Below are 15,889 nucleotides of genomic sequence, written 5' to 3' on the forward strand. Positions count from 1 at the left end.
TCGCCCTGCTGGAACGACTGCTGCTCCCGTGAGTCCTGGAGATCACCGGCTGACCGGACTCCACCCATAGTTCCACCCGTGGGTCCAGGCGCGTACGGGCCCGTGCCAGCAGGCTCGAGGCATGACAACGACTGACTGGATCACCGACATCGCCCTCCTCCTCGTCGTCTTCCGGCAGCTACGGGAGGGCCGCCTCGACGCCAAGTCGTACGTGATCCCCCTGGGGATCGTGGCCTTCGTCGCGCACAGCTACCTGAACAACGTGCCCACGGCCGGCAACGACCTGGTGCTGATCGGCGCGCTCGTCGCCATCGGCGCGGCCCTCGGCGTCGCGGGCGGCGTCTACACCCGTATACGCAAGGTCGGCGCGCGTCTCTTCATCAAGGCGGGCGCGGTCTCCGCGACCCTGTGGGTGGTGGGCATGGGGGCGCGGATGGGCTTCCAGCTATGGGTCGACCACGGCGGCGCCGACGACGTGGCCCGCTTCAGCCTGGCTCATCAGATCACCACGGGGGACGCGTGGGTGGCCGCGTTCATGTTGATGGCACTCACCGAGGTGGTCACGCGGCTGGGCACCATATTTCTCCGCGGCCGCGTGGCCACCCGGGAGCAGCGGCAGCCGGCCGCGGACGGACGGGTCGCGGCGGTCGCCGCGGACCGGACGGTCTGAGTACGGGTTATCGTCGCGCCGTGTCCGCTTCCGACAATCCCCCAGCCCCCGGGCCGGCTTCCGAACGGGAGCCCGGCCCTCGGGTCGTGCTCCGGCACGACGCCGCTCTCCAGTGGGCCGTCACCCTGCTGATCATCGCCATCGCGGTCATTACCGTCCGGCCGGTGGGCGTCAGCGGCCGCGGCCTGGCCGTGGTCGCCCTGCTGGTGGTCAACTCCGTCGCCCTGCTGGCCAGACATCTGCCGCCCGCCTTCCCACGCCGGGCCGCGCTGGTCTGGCTGACCGCCGGTGTCGTGGCGTCCGCCGGCCTGCTGGAGGTGAGCAACAGCGGCTCCGGCTACCTCTTCGCCTACTTCCTCGTCGGCCACGCCGGCTACCGCCTCGCGCTCAAGCCGTCCCTGGCGGTCGCTGCCCTGTCCAGTCTGCTGTGCGGCGCTGTCTTCTATTTCTACGTCGGCCCCGATCACCAGGTGCTCACCTGGACCTTCGGCCTCAGCACCGGCATCCCGGTCGTGGCCGGAATCCTGGGCCGCGGCAGGCAACAGGCAGTGGAGGCGAGGCTCCAGGCCGCCGAGTCCGCCGAGCGGGCCGCGCGGGCCGAGGCACGAACGGCCGTGCTCACCGAACGCGGCCGCATCGCCCGCGACGTCCACGATGTGCTGGCGCACTCGCTGGCCGGGATCAACATGCACCTGGAGCTGGCGGACGCCTTGATGGACACCGGCGACCTGGAGAAGGTCCGCGCGGCGCACAACAAGGCGCAGCGCCTTGTCAGGGAGAGCCTGAAGCAGGCCCAGTGGACCGTGCACGCGCTGCGCGAGGACTCCCTTCCGCTGCTCGAGAGCCTGACCGCCATGATCGAGTCCTCCGGCCACCGCGAGGTGCTCACCGTCACCGGGGCCGTCCGAGAGCTGCCGGCACAGGTCACCCAGAACGTGCTGCGCATCGCGCAGGAGGCGCTGACCAACGCGGCCCGGCACGCTCCCGGGGCCGAGATCGCGGTGGAGCTGACGTTCGACGCCGCCTCGACCAGCCTTGCCGTCCGCAACGGGCCCGCGACCGGTGAGGCGACCGCGGGTGTCGGCAGCGGCATGGGACTGATAGGAATGCGCGAACGCGTCGCCCTGCTGGGCGGCACCCTCACCGCGGGTCCGCTCACCGAGGGACCGGACCGGGGCGGCTGGCAGGTGGAGGCAGTGATCCGAGGATGACGACGAACGAACCGGCCCAGGAGCCACGGAACCCGCAGGACCCGCTGACCGAGCGCTCGCTGAAGGTGATCGTCGCCGACGACCAGGCCACCGTCCGCGAGCCCTTGGCCGCGGTGCTCGACATGACCGAGGACATCGACGTCGTGGCCGCCGCCGCGGACGGTGCCGAGGTGCTCGCCGCCGTGGCCGCCACACCGGTCGACGTCGTCCTGATGGACCTGCGCATGCCTGTCATGGACGGCACCGAGGCCACCCGCCGGCTGAGCGAGGAACACCCGGGAACGGCCGTGGTCGTGCTGACCACCTTCGCCGACGACGACTCGATCCTGGCCGCCCTGAGCGCCGGCGCCCGCGGCTATCTGACGAAGAACGCGGGGCGCCAGGACATCGTCCGCGCGATCCGGGCCGCCGCCGCGGGACAGTCCGTTCTCGACCACGAGGTGCAGAACCGCCTCCTGGCCACCGTCCGCACGCGCCCGCCGGTCGACGCGCAGCCGCTCCCCCCTGACCTCACCCGCCGCGAACGCGAGGTGCTCACCCTTATCGGCCAGGGCCTGCCCAACCAGGCCATCGCCGAGAAACTCTTCATCAGCGAGGCCACGGTCAAGACCCACATCAACAACCTGTTCGCCAAAGCCGGCATCCGGGACCGCGTCGACGCCGTCCGCCGCGCCATCGCGGCCGGCCTGGCATGACCCGGGCCCCGGTTCGGGCGGTCAGGCCGTCCGTGCGTTTAGCCGGTGGCCGGTGGCCGGCCGCCGGACGAGGCGGGCGGGCTTCGGTCTCGGCGAGGGTGGTGGTGAGCCAATCAACGTCACCCGCTCCCGCCGGGGACGACTCGTTCGCCAGGCACTCCTCGAACGCCCCGGACGCGGCGGCTATCAGAAACAAACTTGACGCCCTCTCAGGGATTGGGCAGGGGCGCGGGGTGGTCGCCGGAGGCTGACACGGAGGCAGGAACGACCCCCGGTGATCATGAGGTGTGGAGTCCCTGATCACCACGACGGAAGACCGTGCCTGCCCGTTCGTCCTCGCTCATCCCGGGCCCTTTGGGTCAACTCACCGACGCCGTACCGCCCGTCTTGGATGACCTCCCCAACCTGCTGACCTGCCTGGCCCGGGTACCCGATCCCCGCCGGGACCACGGGTGCCGTCAACGAACGTGCCATGAGCCCCAAATATGGTTGAACCTTGATGAGTTCCCCAACCTGACCGGCTCCGATCCGGCATCATCGGCGCCCATGGCGCGCCAGGCGGTAGGGATGGATGAGCTGGTCGAGCACTGGACGGTGCTCGATGACGAGACCGACGTCATCGCCGGCAAGCGAGGCGGGACGCGGCTCGGGTTCGCCCCGCTGCTGAAGCACTACACCCGCCACGGCCGGTTCCCCCGCGGGCGTGGAGACATCTCGGATGAGGCGGTCGCCTTCGTCGCCCGGCAGAGGGGCATCCCGGCAGCGGAGTTCGACTCCTACCAGTGGGCCGGCAGCACGATCGAGTACCACCGCGCCCAAATTCGCGAGCACCTGGGCTTTCGAACCTGCTCGGTCGCTGACGCGGAGAAGCTGACTGCGTGGCTGGCCGCGAACGTCGCGCACGCCGAGCGGCATGCCGGCCAGGTCCGGGAGGAGCTGCTCAAGCACTGCCGGGAGGAGGCCATCGAGCCGCCGTCGCCGGACCGGGTCACTCGCATGGTGCGCTCCGCCCTGCACACCGCGGAGGAGTCCTGGTTCACCGCGGTCGCGGCCCGGCTGCCGCAGGAGGTGCGCGAGGCGCATCCTCGGCCTGGTCGCCCCGGCCGACGATCCCGAAGAAGGCGGGGGTGGGGAAACCGGGGAGGCGCGTGACGGGGAGTCGGTGCTGGCCCGGATCAAGGCGATGCCGGGGAATGTGAGTCTGGAGTCGATGCTGCGGGAGATCGCCATGCCGGAGGCGATCCGCGCTGTGAGGCTGCCGGGAGATCTGTTCGCGGATGTGGCGCCGAAGGTACTGGCCTCCTGGCGGCAGCGCGCCGCCGTCGAATCGCCTTCCCACCTGCGTCGGCGCTCGCCGCAGACGGCCCTGACGCTGCTGGCGGCGCTGCTGGCGGAGTGCGAGCGGGAGGTGACCGATGCCCTGGTGGACCTTTTGATCGCCACCGTGCACCGGATCGGCGCCCGCGCCGAGCGGAAGGTGACCAACGAGTTGGTCAACGCCTTCAAGAAGGTGTCGGGCAAGGAGAACCTGCTGTTCGCCATCGCCGAGGCGTCGCTGGCCGAACCCGACGGCGAGGTGCGCGAGGTCGTCTACCCGGCGGTGCGCGGCGGCGAGCAGACCCTGAAGGAGCTGGTACACGAGTACAAGACGAAGGGCCCGGTCTACCGGCGCACGGCGCAGACGACGCTGAAGGCGTCCTGCACCAACCACTACCGGCGCGGCCTGATCGGGCCGCTGAACGTGCTGTCGTTTCGGTCCAACAACGCTGCGCACCGGCCGGTGGTCGACGCCGTGGAGCTGATCAAGCGGTACGCCAGGGCCGGGAACACCACCTACTACCCGCTCGGCGAGCACGTGCCGCAGCATCGGGGCACCACCGGGCAGTGGGCGGAGCTGGTGCACCGCGCCGACAAGCGCGGCCGGGCCCGGACGGTGCGCATGGTGTACCAGGTGGTCACCTTCCAGGCGCTGCGCGAGCAACTGCGCTGCAAGGAGGTGTGGGTCGCCGGCGCCGGGCGGTGGCGCGACCCGGACCAGGACCTGCCCGGCGACTTCGAGGTCCGCCGCACCGAGCACTGCGGCGAGCTGCGCAAACCGCTGGATGCCGGCGAGTTCGTCGCGGACCTGCGCGGGGAGATGGCCGCGGCCCTGGCCGCCTTGGACGCCGACCTGCCCGGCCTGGACTGGGTGGAGATCGCCGAGCGGAAGGCCGGGGCGATCAAGTTCACCGCCCCCGAGGCGGCCGAGGAGCCGGGCTGTGGGGCGGCGGGTCGACCGCGGTGGCCTCCGACTCCACCCACTTCCGCTCGTGGGATCAAACCTGTTCACCGAGTGGCACTCGCGCTGCGGCGGGCGCGGGATCCTGGTGTACTGGCACGTCGAGCGGGGCTCGGTGGTGGTGCACTCCCAGACGCTGCGCGCCTCGGCCTCGGAGGTCGCGGCGATGGTCGAGGGCGCCATCCGGCACGGCACCGCCAGGCAGGTCGAGGGCAACTATGTCGACTCCCACGGGCAGAGCGAAATCGGATTCGGCGTCACCAGGCTCTTGAACGTGGACCTGCTGCCGCGGATCAAGCAGATCAACCGGGTGCGGCTGTACCGGCCGGTCGCCGGGGAGCCGGACGCCTTCCCGAATCTGCGCCCCGCGCTGACCCGACCGATCCGCTGGGACGTGATCGCCGACAACGACGACCAGGTCATCAAGTACGCCACCGCGATCCGCACCGGCACCGCGTCCGCTGAGGCGATCCTGGCCCGCTTCACCCGCGCCGCCTCTCACCCCGCCTACCGGGCCATGCTGGAGATCGGCCGCGCCCAACGCACCCTGTTCGTCGCCCGCTACCTGCACTCCCCCGACCTGCAGCGGGAGATCGAGGAGGGGCTGAACGTGGTGGAAGCCTGGAACGCGGCGAACGCGGCGATCTACTACGGCAGGGGCGGGGAGATCTCCTCCAACCGGCGCGAGGAGGTGGAGATGGCGGCGCTGTGCCTGCGGATCCTCCAGGCGTCCCTGGTGTTCGTCAACACCTTGATGCTCCAGGACGTGCTGGCCGAGCCACGGTGGTCGGCGCTGCTGGCCCCGGCCGACCGGCGCGGGCTCACGCCGTTGTTCTGGCACCACATGCGCCCCTATGGCGAAGTCCGACTCGATCTCGGCGACCGCCTGCGCAGCGGCGTCGCCGAGCAGCCGGGCCCGTCCGCGGACAAGGCGGGGCCCCGGTAGTACCGCGGCACGTGTGTCGGCAGCCGTCGGCCGCTCGCCACTCGATCGAGTGCCCTGGTGCCCGGCGCACCCCGCGGCGCCAGGGCTGTTCGTTTTTCGGCGTGGGGCCGTACCCTTCGACCTGCATCGATGTGGGGTCTCAGTAGTACTCGCCGAAAAAACAACGGAGTAGTCCCTGACCTGGACCGTTTCCATGATGTCGGCGACTCGTTGAGCTGAACGGGTGAATCCGGTGGCGGGAGGGGTGGGCGATGGCGACGCGGGTGTTCTCCGAGGAGGAGCTGGAGGCCCTGCGTACGTTCCCGGCGATCGGGAAGGACCAGCTGATCCGCTACTTCACCCTCACCTCGGCGGATGAGGCGTTCTTGCGGAAGTTCCCGCGTCCCCAGACGGTGCTGGGGGCGGCGGTGCAGTTGCGCACGCTGCCGTGGCTGGGGTTCGTGCCGGACGATATGCCGTCGGCTCCGCGTGCGGCGGTGGGGCGGCTGGCGCGGCAGCTTGGCCTGCCGGTGGAGGTACTGCACGGCTACGGTGCGGCCCGGGGGCAGACGCGGACGGATCATCTGCGGCAGGTGGCGGAGTATCTGGGGTGGCGGTCGGCGAAGTCGCTGGAGCTGAAGGAGCTGGATGAGTTCCTGCTGGCGCGGGCGATGGAGCATGATTCGCCGTCGCTGCTGTTCCGGCTGGGCTGTGAATACCCCCGCTCGGCGAAGGTGATCCGCCCCGGTGTGGTCACGCTGCTGGAGAGGGTCGGCACGGCCCGGCAGGCCGCCGAGCGGGAGACTCACCGCCCGCGTGGCGCACCTGCTGACCCAGGAGCGGGCCCGCGGCTTGGACGAGCTGCTGGTTGTCGCTCCGGAGCTGAAGTCCACGCGCTTGAACTGGCTGGTGACCGGGCCGGTGCAGGCGTCGCCCAACAGCGTGGGCGGCGAGGTGGAGAAGCTGTGGTTCCTGCGGGGCCTGGACGCCGACACGCTCGATGTGTCCGCGCTGCCGGCCGAGCGGCGCCGCCACCTGGCCCAGATCGGGCGCCGCCTGACCGCGCAGGCCCTGGTGCGGCGGGAGCCGAACCGGCGCTATCCGATCCTGCTCACGCTGCTGGCGCAGTCCGCGGTCGATGTCCTCGACTCCGTCGTGCAGCCTTTCGACCAGACCCTGTCGGGCTCGGAGTCGCGCGCCCGGGTCAAGCTGCGCGACGAGCTGGCCGAGCGGGCGAAGGCGTCGGAGGACCGGCTCGGTCTGCTGGAGGAGATTCTGCCTGTCCTGGCCGATGTCGGGATCGCGGATGAGGACGTGGGGGTGCTGCCGCGGGAGAAGATCGGCGTGGACCGGATCCGCGCCCCGCACGCCGCCACCACGCCGCGGCTGCCGCGGGACCACGGGCATCTGCGGCTGCCGGAGGGCTCCTACGTCTACATCCGGCAGTTCACGCCGAAGGTGCTGGAGACCGTGCGGTTCGTGGGCGGCACCGAGGCGAAGCCGCTGATCGAGGCGCTGGGCGTCCTGCGGGAGTTGAACGCCACCGGCGCCCGCAATGTCCCCGACGGTGCCCCGACCGCGTTCGTGCCGGCCCGCTGGCAGGGCTACCTGGATGAGGCCGCGGCGAAGGGAGACGCGACCGCCTTCCGGCACTACTGGGAGTTGTGCACGCTGCTCACGCTGCGCGACTCGCTGCGCTCGGGGGATGTGTACGTGCCCGGCTCGCGCCGCTACGACAACCCCGCCGCCTACCTGTTCACCCCCGCCCAGTGGGAGGACCACCGTACGGAGTTCTGCCGCCTGGTCGGCGAGAGCCCCGAGGCCGGCGAGGCCCTCGCGCTGGTGCGGGACGAACTGGATGGGGCGTTGAACGGCCTGGAGGAGACCCTGGAGAAGGGCGACGGGCCGGTCCGCCTGAACGAGCAGGGTGAGCTGGTTATCTCTCCGCTGAGTGCGGAGGACATTCCCGGCGAGGCCGACGAGCTGCACGCCGAGCTGGAGCGGATGCTGCCGAATGCGCCGATCACCTCGGTGCTGGTGGAGATGGACCGGCACACCGGATTTCTGGATTGCTTCACTCACGCCGGCGGCAAGCAGGCCCGCTCCCCGCAGCTGAAGAGGAAACTGATCGCCTGCCTGATCGGGCTCTCCACGCACCTCGGGCTGCACGGGATGGCCTCCTCCTGTGGCATCCCGTACGACGTGCTGGCGTGGACGGCGGAGTGGTACATCCGCGAGGAGACGCTGCGCGAGGCGAACATCTGCCTGGTCAACTACCATCACCAGCTGCCCATGACAGCCATGTTCGGCTCCGGCACCCTGTCGTCCTCCGACGGGCAGCGCTCCCCCACCCGGGGTAAGTCGATCACCGCACGGCATCTGAACAAGTACTTCGTCTCCGAGGGCATCTCCACCTACACCCACGTCAGCGGTCAGCACTCGACGTTCGGCGAGCAGGCGCTCGAAGCGGGCCGGCCTCTGCTGGCTGCGGCCCAGGACGCCGGCGAGATCCGCGGCGACCTCACGCTGGAGCGGATCTTCGACATGATCGTCGCCATTGCCCGGATCCACGGCTCACCGGACTACCTGGAGCCGCGCTAGGTCTTTCACCTGCTGCGGAGCTGACGAGGCGTATGTCGGGCCGAGCCGGGCAACGTTTGCCCATCGCACCGCCCCACAACGTGATGTGCCGGTAACCCGGGGGACTGACAGGACCATCCCCTGGACGCGGGCTTCCCAGGGGTGGCACGGACAGTCAGCGGAACAGGCGGAAGAACCCGCGCACCTGCTTGACCAGCGACTCCGGCTGCTCCAACGCGGCGAAGTGGCCGCCACGCGGCAGCTCCTCGAACCAGCGCAGGTCGGTGAACCGCAGCTCGGCCTCCCGCCTCGACGGGCGGGTTATGTCGCGCGGGTAGACCGACAGCCCGGATGGCGCGGTCACCTTGTCCCGGAAGTTGGCGAAGCTCTCCCAGTACAGGCGCGCCGACGACGTGGCCGACGCGGTGAACCAATAGACCGAGATCTCGTCGAGGATCGTCTGCCGCGACAACGCGTCCTCGGGATGGCCGTCGTTGTCCGTCCACGCCCAGAACTTCTCGGCGATCCAGGCGGCCTGCCCCGCCGGGGAGTCGGTGAGGCCGTAGCCGAGCGTCTGCGGCCGGGTCGCCTGGATCGCCGAGTACCCCCGGCCGGTGCGCTGCATCTCCTTCTCGGCCTCGAGATTCGCCAGCTCCGCGGGCGTCGGGTCATCGAACGTGCCCGCCGCCACGGATCCCAGGTTCAGGTGCACGCCGGCGACCCGCTCGGGCGCCACCTCGCCCAGCAGCGCGGACACCGCCGAACCCCAGTCACCACCCTGCGCGCCGTACCGTTCGTAACCCAGCGAGAACATCAATGTGTCCCAGGCGCGCGCGGTTCGAGTGATGCCCCACCCGGTCGTCGACGGTTTGTCGCTCCAGCCGTACCCGGGCAATGACGGCGCGACCACGTGGAACGCGTCCGCCGGGTCACCGCCGTGCGCGCGCGGGTCGGTCAGCGGGCCGAGGACCTCCAGGAATTCGAGCACCGAACCCGGCCACCCGTGCGTGAGCACGAGCGGGAACGCGTCCGGCTCCGGCGAGCGGACGTGCAGGAAGTGGATGCCCAGCCCGTCGATGGTGTCGCGGTACTGCGGGAACACGTTCAGCCGCTCGGCGAACCCGAAGTCGTAGTCCTCGGCCCAGCTGCGGCAAAGCTCCTGCGTATACGCCAGCGGCAGCCCCTGTGACCAGTCGTCCACCGGCTCGCGCTCGGGCCACCGTGTCCGTCGCAATCGTTCACGCAGGTCCGCGATCTCGGCTTCGGTGATGCTGACCTCGAATGGCTCGGCGGACATGGCAAGGCTCCTTGCTGGTCAAGGCGTTATCGGATCAGATGCAGGTGGACTGTCAGCGCGGGCTCCCACGCGCGGCGTCGGGTTCGGGGCGGCCGTCGGCGGTAGGGCGCCGGGTCAGGCTGAGGACGAGTCCGGCCAGGGGGAGTGCCGCGAGCACGGCGAGGGCCATCGGCGCCGGCACGATACCGGACAGACCCGCGACAGCGGCCGGACCGATCCCGCCGCCCAGGGCGTTCATGAAGTTGAGCAGGCCCTGTGCGGTGTGGCGGTCGTCCGCGGCGACCAGGTCCGGCGCGAGGCTCACCAGTACGGCTTGGGCGCCGGCGAACCCGCACACGGTCAAGGCCGTGCCGATGACGATCGGGATCGGCCCGGTGGAGATCGCGACCACGAGCACGCCGATGACGGTGAGTGCCGCAAGCCCGGCCGACACCTGCCAGCCGGTGAACCGGTCGGTCAAGGTGCCGACCAGCCGCCCGGCCAGCACCGAGCAGGCGGCGGCCGGGACCAAGAGCACGCCGGCTTCCAGGGGGCCACCGCCCGTGGCCTGCTCGATCAGGGACGGGGCGCGGAACAGCACCCCGTAATAGCCGGCGAAGACGGTCCCGCCGATGAGCCCGGCCGCCAGGAAGCCGCGGGAGGCGATCACCCGCCGAGGCACGAACCCGTCGGGCGTGCTTCGCACGCGCCGCCACAGCCCCACGGCGGCGAGCGCCCCGGCGGCAGCCACGACGAGCGTGATCGGAGCGGGCAGGCCGACCGAGTGTGCCTGCAGCAACGTGATCAACGAGCCGGCGAATACCGACAGCACGGCCGCGCCGACGATATCGAGTGGCCCGGTCGAGCCGTTTCGCTCGCCGCTACCGCTCCGCGTCAGCGCGCGCCTACTCGGCAATGCGGCCAGCAGGAGGGGCAGGGCGAGGACCGGGATCGCGAGCACGGCACGCCACCCGAGCCATGCGGTCACCGCCCCGCCCAACAGTGTCCCGCACCCCGACGCCGTCGCGCTGGCGGCCGCGATGATTCCCAGGGCGCGGATCCGTTGCCGCCCGGGAAGGGCGGTGGCCGCGGCAAAGACGGCGATCACGGTCGCGCCCGCCCCGGCGCCGCCGATCAGTCGGCCGACGATCACGACGGACAGTGTCGGCCCGGCTCCGGCGAGCACGGAGCCCGCGGCGAGCGCCACGACCCCGGCGACGAGGACCTGGATGGGGCTCCAGCGGACCAGCAGCCGACCCGCGACCGGCATCGCGAGCGCGGAGGTCAGCGACCACGCGGCGAGAATCCATGCGGTGGCCCCGAACGGCACCGCCAGTGCGCGGCCGATGGCCGGCAGGGCCACCGACGGCGCTCCCAGTGCCACGTACATCGGCAGCACCAGCATCCCCAGAGTCAGCCCCAGCCGACGCCCGTCCGGGGCGTCGATTCGCTCCGGTGCCGGGGCCCCTGCAGACGGGATCGTCTGCGGCGTCGTCCCCTGCCGAGTATGTCGTGACATGCTAAAGCTCCTTTGGGTGTAACGTTACGGAGCAGTTAGGAGATACGTCAAATGCGGGATGCGTATCACAGCCCATTGGTGGTCCAGACGCCATTGGTGGTCCAGACGGCCGTCGACCTGGCCAACACCTTGAGGCCGATCAAGGGAGAGGACGCGCTCGAGACCGTGGAGCAGCTCCGGGACTTCCTTGACGACCATCCCGCGGCCCAGCCTCCGAGTTCGGCCGCGAACCAAGGGACCGGTCCGCGGCATCTCACCCGCGCCGACCTGGCGGAAGTCCGCGCGTTGCGCGAAACGGTGCGTGAGGTGCTCGAACGGGCGAACGCGGACGCGGTCGAAGCTGCGGCTCTGATCAACGACGGTCTGCGTCGCAGCCGCGCCACCCCGGTACTGCGCCACGAGGACGACCGCTGGTGGACTGAGGTGACGTCCGATACCGACCGCTGCTCGGCGCACCTTGCCGCGACTACGCTCAGCGCACTGGCCTCCGTGATCGCCACGCTCGGTGCCGCTCGTCTCGGCGTATGTGCCGGGCCGACCTGCCGGGCCACCTTCGTGGACCTCTCGCGCAACGGCTCGAAGCAGTACTGCACCCGAACCTGCGCACATCGGGCCAGCGTCGCGGCCTACCGGAGCCGGCGCAGCCCGCGTTGATACCCCAGTCCGAGAACGGGGTTGTCACGCCGCGTAGGCGCGTTGGCGGCGGCAGTGAGTGGCAGTCCCGGGCTCGGGCCTGATGCCGTCTGCGCCACTGCGACCAGGCCGGCCGGTGCGACGCGACGATGACCGGTGCGAACAGCAGCACCGCAACCACGCCGAACCTCACTGACCGTCAACGGGATCATGTCCTCCGGAGGTGGGGGGCGGCCCTCGACGGCGGCGGTGACCGCGAGAACGGCCAGCGCCGCCATGGCGAGAGTGACCCACCGGTGGGGGTCCCAGCAGTACTCGCGACAAAAACAACAGAGTAGGCCCTGACCTGGGGTTCTGATCTCCCCCGAGTTGTGGTGGCCATGCGGCGATGCGCCGGCGGCGGGATCGTGGCGGTGCTGATCACGGCCGAGGGACGGGAGCGGCTTGGTCGTCGTGCTCGCGGAGCATGCGCAACACGGTGGCAGGTGAGGGGTGCTCGCCCTTCTTCTTGCCGGTGGTGATGATGAGCTTGGCGGCGGTGTCGCGCAGGCTTAGGCCCTGCGCGCGCAGGCGGAGGGCGGTCTCCAGCATGTCCGGGTCGGTGACGGCGGCGTCGCCGATGGTCTTGCCGCGTTCGCGGGCGGATTCGTGGCCGTCGAGGGTACGGTCGCGGATGTATTCGCGTTCCATGCCGGACAGCGCGGCGAGTACGGTGAAGACAACGCCGGAGGGGTCGTGCGAGCCTTTCAGCTCACCGGCGAGGAACTCCAGGCCGATGTCGCCGGCCTTCAGCTCCTCGGCGGGCATCACGAGTTCGATGCCGCGGCCGAGCCGCTTGTGCTCGTGGACGACGAGGGTGACGTTGATGCCGGAGGTGCGCATCTGCCGGGCGAGGGTGACGGCGGCCTCTAGCCCGGGGCGCGTGCGGGCGCGGGTGGAGATCTTCTCGGAGAAGATGCGGGTGACCCCGGCCTCGGCGAGCGCGTCGAGCCGGGAGTCCAGGGACTGGCGGGCGGTGGAGGCGCGTGCGCAGCCGATGCGGGGGTGCCCGGTCGGCTCGGCGCCGGTGGTGCGGGGCCGCGGTAGCTCGATCGGGGGTTGCTCACGCTGCCGGACGGGGACGGGCGACCTTGCCTGGACCCGGACGATGCCCGGGCGAAGCCCTACGGCGACGTTGACGAACCGGCGGCCACGCTCGCGGTGGAGTTGCCGCGTCCGGAACCTCCGTCGATCTTCGACGCCACACCTACTCGCGTGAGTTGGCGGGACACCTCGTCGATCTACCTTCGCGGGCAGCAAGACCGGACCATCGCGACTCCACTTCCGGACCGCTTCGCCGGGCGTTGCTCTCGCACGGTGGCGGCCCCGGAGTCCGAGGGATGCGGGGGCGGAGGCGGTCACGGCGGGCGCAGTTCACCGAGGGCGACGGTCCGGAGGCCGGGCACTGCAGACGCACGGCTCCTCTGCTGTCAGGACCCTGCTTGGTTTTGAGGTAGTGCGGCTCGCGGGCGGTGATGTGGTCGGTGAGCCGCTGGTTGTCGTGGATTTCGCGTACGGCTTTGTCATCCGGTTGGTGGGTGGTGTGGACGAGCGTGGCGGGCATGTGGGGGCAGGCGAGGAATCCGTCGATGAGTAGGGCGCCTCGCCAGCTGCCTTGCTCGCCGCGGTCGTTGACCTTGTAGTCGAGGGCGCGGCGGTAGCCGAGGCGGCGTACGGGGATCTGGAAGTGCTCGGGAGAGCAGCCGGTGTAGGCGCGGTCGGCCGCGCAGGTGCCTGTCGGCAGCCCGAGCTTGGCCAGTTCTTCCAGGGCGAGGATGGCGTTGCGGCCCGTCTTCCCGTACGCGGCAAGACCGCCACGATGACGCACTGCTGATGATCTCGTTGTTCCCCACCGTCGCGCTCGCCGCACCCCTGTATGTCCTCATGCGCGATATCGGCTGGCTCACCAGCTACCAGGGACTGATCGTGGTCTACACCGCGCTCAACTTGCCCTTTGCCATCTGGATCCTGCGCAACTACATGCTGTCCATCCCCAGGAAATGGAAGAGGTCGCCTGGCTGGACGGCGCCAACCCACTGCGTACGGTGATCAGCATCATCCTTCCCCAAGCCGCGCCCGGCATTTTCACCGCCGGCATCTTCACGTTCGTCGCCTGCTGGGCCGAGTTCCTCATGGCACTCACCCTCGACAACGACGACCAGCACCGCACCATCCCGGTCGGCATGGCCCTGTTCGGCGGCCAGTTCACCACCCCCTACGGCACCGTCTTCGCCGCCGTTACCGTCGCCGTGCTGCCCATCGCCCTCATCGTCCTCGTCTTTCGCCGGGCCATCGTCTCTGGGCTGACCGCAGGCGCATCGCTCGAGCGGCACCTCCTCGATCGGTTCATCGCACTGGTCCGGTTTGCATCGCCTGTGTGCCCACGACGGTCATCAGCGCGAGCTTCTCGGCGGTGTCGGTCCCGGCGCGTGGGGTGAACCAGAGCAACCGCTGGCGGCCGTCCTCGCTGAAGAGGCTGAGGCAGTTGAGGTCGAGCATGCCAACAGTGGGGTGGACGATCCGCTTGCGCTCGTCTCTGCGCACCTCCACGTCCTGGTCGGCCCAAAGCGCCTGGAACTCCGGCGACTGCTGCAGCAGCTCGTCCACCAGCTTGGTCGCCTCGGCGTCGCCTGGGCTGCGTCGCCCGACTGCCGCGCGCAGGTCGGCAACGAACGAGCGTGACTGCGGGGCGAGGTCCTCCTGCGGGTAGATCTGCCGCGAGGCGGGGTCAGTGAACCATCGGTAGATGAAGCTCGCCGCGCGGCCGTGGTGCACGGACAGGTCGCCGAGCATCGCGATGGCGAGCGGGTTCTGGACCAGAACGGTGTGCAGGTCGGTGCTCACCATCGCCGGGGTCCCGTCGATTCGTGTCAGCAGGTCGAGCATCGCGGGGTGGACGTGTGACGCCGTCCCGCCCTGGTGCGGGATCAGGCGGTTCGCCAACCGGTAAAGATGGTCGCGTTCGTCGCGACTGAGGCGCAGGGCACGGGCGAGCGCGGCGAGCATCTGGTCGGAGGGCTGCGAGCCGGCACCGCGCTCGAGCTCGGTGTAGTACTCCACCGAGGCGCCGGCCAGAACGGCGACCTCGTCGCGACGCAGACCGGGGACGCGGCGCGGCGGATCCGCTCGCGTCGCGAACGCAGGAAGCCACCGAGTTCGGAGTACCTCGTGTTCGACATGGGCACAGCCTCCCTGGGCGGCGCCGTTGGCGCCAGGGGATGTCGTCCCCACCTTCGCAAGCAACTGTCGCGGGCCCGCGCCGCGCCACAGAGTGGACGCCATGAACACCTCACTCACTGACACACTCACTGACTCCGGCGCATCGCCGGTCGCTGGAAAGACGGTCCTGATCACCGGTGGCACGAGCGGGATCGGCGCCGCGACCGCTCGGCTCCTGCTCGTGCGTGGCCACCGGGTCGCCGTCACCGGGCGCGACCCTGGTCGGCTCAAGGCCTTCCTCGACGAAGTCGGCCACGCGGACCGCGTCCTGGGCCTGGTAGCAGATGCCTCCGACTGGGACTCCACGAACACGGCGGTCACCAGCACGGTGGAGCGCTTCGGGTCGCTCGACGCGGCAATCGCGAACGCAGGCGGCGCGTCCGCGGATCACTTCCGGACGGGCGGTGCCGGCGTCATCGACGGCGGCGATCCGGAGCTGTGGGCACCGATGGTACTCGCCAACGTGCTCGGCCCGGCTCTGCTGGCCAAGGCGACCCTGCCCCACCTCGAGCAGTCCCGCGGCCGGCTGGTGCTCATCGGCAGCGTGGCCGGAATCAAGAACAGCCCGGGCAACCTCTACTCCGCCACGAAGTGGGCAGTGGTCGGCTTCGCCGAGAACCTCCGCCTGCACGCCACGACCCGCGGTATCGGAGTCACGGTCGTGAACCCAGGCATGATCGACACCGCGTTCTGGCACGGCCAGGCTCCCCCCATCGCGATGAGCCCGGATTCGGTGGCCGAGGCGATCGGCTTCGCGCTCGACCAGCCGGCAGGCGTCGACCTCAACGCGGTGACGATCCGTCCGATCGGCCAGCCCGTCTGACTCCAGGCGGGCAGCGTCGGT

14 protein-coding genes and 2 pseudogenes are annotated in these 15,889 nt (G+C 70.4%); 11 read left to right on the plus strand and 5 right to left on the minus strand.

Going from position 1 to position 15,889, the window contains the following annotated elements:
• Positions 1-121 precede the first annotated feature (121 nt).
• The 7 genes and pseudogenes from JK364_RS45785 (at position 122) to JK364_RS45810 (ending at position 8,380) form a co-directional block, all read left to right on the plus strand.
• Complete coding sequence (locus JK364_RS45785; protein ID WP_201857378.1) at positions 122-670, plus strand: hypothetical protein; 549 nt, start codon at positions 122-124, stop codon at positions 668-670.
• Between the two features lie 20 nt (positions 671-690).
• Complete coding sequence (locus JK364_RS45790; protein ID WP_201857379.1) at positions 691-1,881, plus strand: sensor histidine kinase; 1,191 nt, start codon at positions 691-693, stop codon at positions 1,879-1,881.
• Complete coding sequence (locus tag JK364_RS45795; RefSeq protein ID WP_201857380.1) at positions 1,878-2,576, plus strand: response regulator transcription factor; 699 nt, start codon at positions 1,878-1,880, stop codon at positions 2,574-2,576. The genes JK364_RS45790 and JK364_RS45795 overlap by 4 nt, the downstream gene beginning before the upstream one ends.
• A gap of 546 nt (positions 2,577-3,122) precedes the next feature.
• A complete protein-coding gene (locus JK364_RS45800; RefSeq protein ID WP_201857381.1) occupies positions 3,123-3,728 on the plus strand; it encodes a DUF4158 domain-containing protein in 606 nt (201 codons plus the stop codon).
• A gap of 950 nt (positions 3,729-4,678) precedes the next feature.
• Positions 4,679-5,800, plus strand: a complete 1,122-nt coding sequence (locus JK364_RS45805) for a Tn3 family transposase (RefSeq protein ID WP_230993535.1) — start codon at positions 4,679-4,681, stop codon at positions 5,798-5,800.
• A 251-nt stretch (positions 5,801-6,051) separates the two neighbouring features.
• A pseudogene (locus tag JK364_RS58240) lies at positions 6,052-6,543 on the plus strand (DUF4158 domain-containing protein); the annotation flags it as partial.
• A 52-nt stretch (positions 6,544-6,595) separates the two neighbouring features.
• Positions 6,596-8,380: a Tn3 family transposase gene (locus JK364_RS45810; protein ID WP_307841602.1), complete on the plus strand. Its 1,785-nt coding sequence runs from the start codon at positions 6,596-6,598 to the stop codon at positions 8,378-8,380.
• Positions 8,381-8,534: 154 nt separating this feature from the next.
• On the opposite strand, the gene JK364_RS45815 is transcribed toward JK364_RS45810, so the two are convergent.
• Both JK364_RS45815 and JK364_RS45820 read right to left on the minus strand, forming a co-directional pair.
• Positions 8,535-9,656, minus strand: coding sequence for an epoxide hydrolase family protein (locus JK364_RS45815; RefSeq protein WP_201857384.1), 1,122 nt, complete (start codon positions 9,654-9,656; stop codon positions 8,535-8,537).
• A gap of 52 nt (positions 9,657-9,708) precedes the next feature.
• Entirely contained in the window at positions 9,709-11,154 is a 1,446-nt protein-coding gene (locus JK364_RS45820; protein WP_201857385.1) for an MFS transporter, read from the minus strand.
• A 78-nt stretch (positions 11,155-11,232) separates the two neighbouring features.
• On the opposite strand from JK364_RS45820, the gene JK364_RS45825 reads away from it, so the two are divergent.
• Complete coding sequence (locus JK364_RS45825) at positions 11,233-11,808, plus strand: CGNR zinc finger domain-containing protein (RefSeq protein ID WP_307841608.1); 576 nt, start codon at positions 11,233-11,235, stop codon at positions 11,806-11,808.
• Between the two features lie 399 nt (positions 11,809-12,207).
• Here the strand turns inward: JK364_RS45825 and JK364_RS45830 are convergent, their stop codons facing one another.
• Both JK364_RS45830 and JK364_RS56150 read right to left on the minus strand, forming a co-directional pair.
• Complete coding sequence (locus tag JK364_RS45830) at positions 12,208-13,086, minus strand: recombinase family protein (RefSeq protein ID WP_230993537.1); 879 nt, start codon at positions 13,084-13,086, stop codon at positions 12,208-12,210.
• A complete protein-coding gene (locus tag JK364_RS56150) occupies positions 13,034-13,654 on the minus strand; it encodes a hypothetical protein (protein WP_230993538.1) in 621 nt (206 codons plus the stop codon). The genes JK364_RS45830 and JK364_RS56150 overlap by 53 nt, the downstream gene beginning before the upstream one ends.
• A gap of 5 nt (positions 13,655-13,659) precedes the next feature.
• Here JK364_RS56150 and JK364_RS56155 point away from each other — a divergent pair, with 5 nt between their 5' ends.
• A complete protein-coding gene (locus JK364_RS56155; RefSeq protein WP_230993539.1) occupies positions 13,660-13,875 on the plus strand; it encodes a hypothetical protein in 216 nt (71 codons plus the stop codon).
• A complete protein-coding gene (locus tag JK364_RS45835; RefSeq protein ID WP_230993540.1) occupies positions 13,827-14,264 on the plus strand; it encodes a carbohydrate ABC transporter permease in 438 nt (145 codons plus the stop codon). The genes JK364_RS56155 and JK364_RS45835 overlap by 49 nt, the downstream gene beginning before the upstream one ends.
• Here the strand turns inward: JK364_RS45835 and JK364_RS45840 are convergent.
• Positions 14,173-15,005, minus strand: a pseudogene (locus JK364_RS45840) (helix-turn-helix transcriptional regulator). The gene JK364_RS45835 and the pseudogene JK364_RS45840 overlap by 92 nt on opposite strands.
• A 101-nt stretch (positions 15,006-15,106) precedes the next feature.
• Here JK364_RS45840 and JK364_RS45845 point away from each other — a divergent pair.
• On the plus strand, positions 15,107-15,868 hold the full coding sequence (locus JK364_RS45845) for an SDR family oxidoreductase (protein WP_201857387.1): 762 nt from the start codon (positions 15,107-15,109) through the stop codon (positions 15,866-15,868).
• Positions 15,869-15,889 lie beyond the last annotated feature (21 nt).

Source organism: Streptomyces endocoffeicus (assembly GCF_016741935.1).
Taxonomy (GTDB): Bacteria; Actinomycetota; Actinomycetes; order Streptomycetales; family Streptomycetaceae; genus Streptomyces; species Streptomyces endocoffeicus.

Bases quoted from the DNA above. Each gene is read 5' to 3' on its own strand.
- JK364_RS45795 (WP_201857380.1), top strand. From the start codon at position 1,878: ATGACGACGAACGAACCGGCCCAGGAGCCACGGAACCCGCAGGACCCG.
- JK364_RS45815 (WP_201857384.1), bottom strand. From the start codon at position 9,656: ATGTCCGCCGAGCCATTCGAGGTCAGCATCACCGAAGCCGAGATCGCG.
- JK364_RS56155 (WP_230993539.1), top strand. From the start codon at position 13,660: ATGATCTCGTTGTTCCCCACCGTCGCGCTCGCCGCACCCCTGTATGTC.
- JK364_RS45835 (WP_230993540.1), top strand. From the start codon at position 13,827: ATGGAAGAGGTCGCCTGGCTGGACGGCGCCAACCCACTGCGTACGGTG.
- JK364_RS45845 (WP_201857387.1), top strand. From the start codon at position 15,107: ATGAACACCTCACTCACTGACACACTCACTGACTCCGGCGCATCGCCG.
- JK364_RS45800 (WP_201857381.1), top strand. From the start codon at position 3,123: ATGGCGCGCCAGGCGGTAGGGATGGATGAGCTGGTCGAGCACTGGACG.
- JK364_RS45820 (WP_201857385.1), bottom strand. From the start codon at position 11,154: ATGTCACGACATACTCGGCAGGGGACGACGCCGCAGACGATCCCGTCT.
- JK364_RS45805 (WP_230993535.1), top strand. From the start codon at position 4,679: ATGCCGGCGAGTTCGTCGCGGACCTGCGCGGGGAGATGGCCGCGGCCC.
- JK364_RS45785 (WP_201857378.1), top strand. From the start codon at position 122: ATGACAACGACTGACTGGATCACCGACATCGCCCTCCTCCTCGTCGTC.